Origin of the sequence: Streptomyces sp. NTH33 (assembly GCF_003236365.1) — a bacterium.
Lineage (GTDB): Bacteria > Actinomycetota > Actinomycetes > Streptomycetales > Streptomycetaceae > Streptomyces.
On record NZ_POTZ01000506.1, the window covers coordinates 1 to 4794 of the forward strand.

Annotated in this window: 5 protein-coding genes; 4 read left to right on the forward strand and 1 reads right to left on the reverse strand. The window is 71.3% G+C overall.

Annotation, left to right across the window (positions count from 1 at the left end; genetic code table 11):
- Both rsmA and C1I97_RS31655 read left to right on the forward strand, forming a co-directional pair.
- Positions 1-894, forward strand: an 894-nt coding sequence (gene rsmA / locus C1I97_RS31650) for a 16S rRNA (adenine(1518)-N(6)/adenine(1519)-N(6))-dimethyltransferase RsmA (protein WP_111006495.1), incomplete at its 5' end; no start/stop codon positions are given.
- Complete coding sequence (locus C1I97_RS31655) at positions 891-1796, forward strand: 4-(cytidine 5'-diphospho)-2-C-methyl-D-erythritol kinase (protein ID WP_111006496.1); 906 nt, start codon at positions 891-893, stop codon at positions 1794-1796. The genes rsmA and C1I97_RS31655, both read left to right, overlap by 4 nt.
- A 12-nt stretch (positions 1797-1808) precedes the next feature.
- On the opposite strand, the gene C1I97_RS31660 is transcribed toward C1I97_RS31655, so the two are convergent.
- Positions 1809-2402 carry a Uma2 family endonuclease gene (locus C1I97_RS31660; RefSeq protein ID WP_111006497.1) on the reverse strand — a complete coding sequence of 198 codons (594 nt, stop codon included), beginning with the start codon at positions 2400-2402 and terminating at the stop codon, positions 1809-1811.
- Positions 2403-2560: 158 nt separating this feature from the next.
- Here C1I97_RS31660 and C1I97_RS31665 point away from each other — a divergent pair, with 158 nt between their 5' ends.
- Positions 2561-4384 (forward strand): ABC-F family ATP-binding cassette domain-containing protein, encoded by a 1824-nt coding sequence (locus C1I97_RS31665; protein WP_111006498.1) that lies wholly within the window; start codon positions 2561-2563, stop codon positions 4382-4384.
- A 219-nt stretch (positions 4385-4603) separates the two neighbouring features.
- A partial coding sequence (locus C1I97_RS40800; protein ID WP_220040877.1) for a hypothetical protein occupies positions 4604-4794 on the forward strand: 191 nt, incomplete at its 3' end.

Sequence of the window (4794 nt, forward strand, 5' to 3'; positions counted from 1 at the left end):
CCCGACGCCCTCCTGGGCCCCGCCGACATCCGCGAACTGGCGGCCGCCCTGGGCGTGCGCCCCACCAAACAGCGCGGCCAGAACTTCGTGATCGACGCGAACACGGTCCGCCGTATCGTCCGCACCGCCGACGTCCACCCCGAGGACGTCGTCGTCGAGGTCGGCCCGGGACTCGGCTCCCTCACCCTCGCCCTGCTCCGGGCCGCCGACCGCGTCACCGCCGTCGAGATCGACGACGTGCTCGCCGCCGCGCTGCCCACGACCGTCGCCGCCCGCATGCCGGACCGCGCCGACCGTTTCGCGCTGGTCCACTGCGACGCGATGCACGTCACCGAGCTGCCGGGCCCGGCCCCCACCGCGCTGGTCGCGAACCTCCCCTACAACGTGGCCGTCCCCGTCCTGCTGCACATGCTCGACACCTTCCCGAGCATCGAGCGCACCCTCGTCATGGTGCAGGCGGAGGTCGCCGACCGGCTCGCGGCCCCGCCCGGCTCGAAGGTGTACGGCGTGCCCTCCGTGAAGGCCAACTGGTACGCCGAGGTCAAGCGGGCCGGTGCCATCGGCCGCAACGTCTTCTGGCCGGCGCCGAACGTCGACAGCGGACTGGTGTCCCTGGTCCGGCGCACGGAACCGATCAGGACCACCGCCACCAAGGGCGAGGTCTTCGCCGTCGTCGACGCGGCCTTCGCCCAGCGCCGCAAGACCCTGCGGGCCGCACTCTCCGGATGGGCCGGGTCGGCGGCGGCGGCCGAGGCGGCACTCGTCGCCGCCGGGGTGCCGCCGCAGGCGCGGGGAGAGTCGCTGACCGTGGAGGAGTTCGCGCGGATCGCGGAAGCTGCATCACAGCGGGGGACGACCCCCGCACCCCCGCAAGAGGAGCCCAGGAACCAGTGAGCGCCACCGCCACCGTCACCGTCCGCGTCCCCGCCAAGGTCAACGTCCGGCTCGCCGTGGGCGCAGCCCGCCCCGACGGCTTCCACGACCTGGCGAACGTCTTCCTGGCGGTCGGCCTGTACGACGAGGTCACGGTCACCGAGGCCGACGAACTGCGCGTGACCTGCGCGGGCCCGGACGCCGGCCAGGTCCCCCTGGACCGTACGAACCTCGCCGCCCGCGCCGCGCTCGCCCTCGCCGAGCGCTACGGCCGCAGCCCCGGCGTGCACCTCCACATCGCCAAGGACATCCCGGTCGCCGGGGGCATGGCGGGCGGCAGCGCGGATGGCGCCGGCGCGCTGGTGGCCTGCGACGCGCTGTGGGGCACGAACGCCTCCCGCGACGAACTCCTCGACATCTGCGCCGAGTTGGGCAGCGACGTGCCGTTCAGCCTGGTCGGCGGGGCGGCACTGGGCACCGGACGCGGGGAGAAGCTGCGCCCGCTGGAGGTCGGCGGCACCTTCCACTGGGTGTTCGCGATGGCCGACGGCGGGCTGTCGACCCCGGCGGTGTTCCGCGAGTTCGACCGGCTGAACGAGGGCGCCCGCATCCCCGAGCCGACCGCCTCCGACGACCTGCTGGCCGCCCTGGCGAAGGGCGACGCCCACGCGCTCGCGGGCGCCCTCTCCAACGACCTCCAGCCCGCCGCGCTGTCCCTGCGCCCGTCCCTCGCGGACACCCTGGCGGCGGGGCGTGCGGCGGGGGCCCTGGCGGGTCTGGTCTCCGGGTCGGGGCCGACGACGGCGTTCCTCGCGGCGGACGCCGAGTCGGCGACTGCGGTGGCTCGGGCCCTGCTCGCCTCGGGGACCTGCCGGGCCGCCCGGGTCGCCGAGGCGCCGGCGGCCGGGGCGATGGTTGTCTGAGACAGCGAAGTCTCAAATTCGCTCGAAACCCGCCAGATCGATGGTGATGTCGTAAGGCTCGGTCACCTTGATCTGGTCCCGGTGCATCCCCATGTGCACGTACGCCTTGGTGAGGGGGTCGAGCCCGTAGACGTGGATGACCGGTCCGCCCCCGTGACCGCCGCGTTCGACGCGCCAGAAGTTCGGGATTCCGGCGGATGCGTACTTGTGCGGCTTGGTCGTGCGGTCGCGGGATTCGGAGTCCGGAGAGACGACCTCGACAGCGAGGACTACGTCCTCGGCCTGGTACCGGGTTCTGTCCGGTCCCACCGCAGTGGCGCGGAGCACGCTGATGTCGGGTTCGGGCGCATTGCGCTTGTCCAGCACTACGGTCATCTCGCGCCGGACCCGCAGATTCGCCGGTGCGGTGTTGCGCAGCCCATTCACCAGCAGATCCATGACGGTGGTGTGGAATTCCCGCTGCGGACTCACGAACACCAAGCTCCCGTCGATCAACTCGGTGTGTGGCGGGAGACCGGGCAGCGTGAACAGATCGTCCACGGTGTAGCCGTCCTGTGGCGGCAGCGGCCAGCGGCTGTGCTGCTGCTTCACGGACTCGGCAGTCATAGTTCCTCCCATGGACGGGATCCTGCTGTCTGCTTCTCCACCGTAGCGGCCCTTTCCCGATCATGTCATCACAAAGAGTGACGGAACTCCGACGTTCCGGCTCCTTCTCCCAAGGCCCTACGCTTGAAGGCTGACCGACCCCCGCGCACAGGAGTGAAATGGCCGTCAACCTGGTCAATGTCGAGAACGTCAGCAAGGTGTACGGCACCCGTGCCCTGCTCGACGGCGTCTCGCTCGGCGTGTCCGAAGGAGACCGGATCGGCGTCGTCGGGCGCAACGGTGACGGCAAGACCACCCTGATCCGGATGCTGGCCAGGCTGGAGGAGGCCGACACCGGGCGGGTCACGCACTCGGGCGGGCTGCGGATCGGTGTGCTCACGCAGCACGACTCCCTCGACCCCGCGGCGACCGTGCGGCACGAGGTCATCGGGGACCTGGCCGACCACGAGTGGGCGGGCAACGCCAAGATCCGCGACGTACTGACCGGGCTGTTCGGCGGGCTGGACCTGCCCGGGTTCCCCAAGGGACTGGACACCGTCATCGGGCCGTTGTCCGGCGGTGAGCGGCGGCGGATCGCGCTGGCCAAGCTGCTCATCGAGGAACAGGACCTGATCGTCCTGGACGAGCCCACCAACCACCTCGACGTGGAGGGCATCTCCTGGCTGGCCCGGCACCTGCGCGAGCGCCGCTCCGCGCTCGTGTGCGTCACCCACGACCGGTGGTTCCTGGACCAGGTGTGCACGCGCATGTGGGACGTGCAGCGCGGAACCGTGTACGAGTACGAGGGCGGCTACTCCGACTACGTCTTCGCCCGCGCCGAGCGCGAGCGCATCGCCGCCACCGAGGAGACCAAGCGGCAGAACCTGGTCCGCAAGGAACTGGCCTGGCTGCGCCGCGGCGCTCCCGCCCGCACGTCCAAGCCGCGCTTCCGCGTGGAGGCCGCCAACGAGCTGATCAAGGACGTGCCGCCGCCGCGGGACAGCAGCGAGCTGATGAAGTTCGCCTCCTCGCGGCTGGGCAGGACCGTCTTCGACCTCGAGGACGTCACCGTGCAGGCCGGGCCCAAGGTGCTGCTCAAGCACGTGAACTGGCAGCTCGGGCCGGGCGACCGGGTCGGCCTCGTCGGCGTCAACGGCGCCGGCAAGACCTCCCTGCTGCGGGCGATGGCGGACGCCGCCCGCACCGAGGGCGAGGAACAGCCCGCCGGCGGGCGGATCGCCGTCGGGAAGACCGTGAAGCTCGCCTACCTCTCCCAGGAGGTCGCCGAACTCGACCCGGAGTGGCGGGTGCTCCAGGCCGTGCAGCAGGTGCGCGAGCGCGTCGACCTCGGCAAGGGGCGGGAGATGACCGCCGGGCAGCTGTGCGAGACGTTCGGCTTCAACAAGGAGAAGCAGTGGACGCCGGTGGGCGACCTGTCCGGCGGTGAGCGGCGCCGGCTGCAGCTGCTGCGCCTGCTCATGGACGAGCCCAACGTCCTCTTCCTCGACGAGCCCACCAACGACCTCGACATCGAGACCCTCACCCAGCTCGAGGACGTCCTCGACGGCTGGCCCGGCTCGATGATCGTGATCTCCCACGACCGCTTCTTCGTCGAGCGCACCACCGACACGGTGTACGCCCTCCTCGGCGACGGCACGCTGCGGATGCTGCCGCGCGGCATCGACGAGTACCTGGAGCGGCGGCAGCGGATGGAGCAGCAGGCCGCGGCCGCCGCCCCGGCCCCGGCGCCCGCCGCCGAGAAGGCCGGGCCGGAGAAGAGCGCCGCCGAACTGCGCGCCGCGAAGAAGGAACTGCAGAAGATCGAGCGGCAGCTGGACCGCATCTCCGGGAAGGAGACCGCGCTGCACGCGCGGATCGCCGAGCACGCCACCGACTTCTCGAAGGTCGCCGAACTCGACGCCGAGCTGCGCGCGCTGACGGGCGAGCGGGAGGAGCTGGAGATGCGCTGGCTCGAACTCGCCGAGGACGCCCAGGGCGTGTGAAGGCCGGCGCGTGCGCCGCGTGAAGGGGGCGTGAAGGCGCGTAACAGGCGCATCACGGGCCGGTTCTCCCTTGGGAACAGGGACCCCTGTGGGCCGGTGGTATGTCAGCGGCGGGTGATAAGAAGGAACCGTCTGTGACATTTCCGAGTACGGCTCTGGGTCCATCGCGTGCCTCAGGGCGGGGCCAAAAATCAGTGGATCGAGGGGGGAACGGCGCTGATGACTCAGCCGCCCAACCAGCCGCCGCAGGGCGGCTTCGGAGCACCGCAGGACCAGCCGCAGCAGCCGCAGGACCAGCAGCCGCAAAACCAGCAGCCGCAGGGCCGAGGCGGCGAGGCTGGGTCATCGGTGTGCGCTCTCCTTGATCTCGGCCACGTCGGCCTTCACGTTCTCGACCGTCTGCTCGGGCG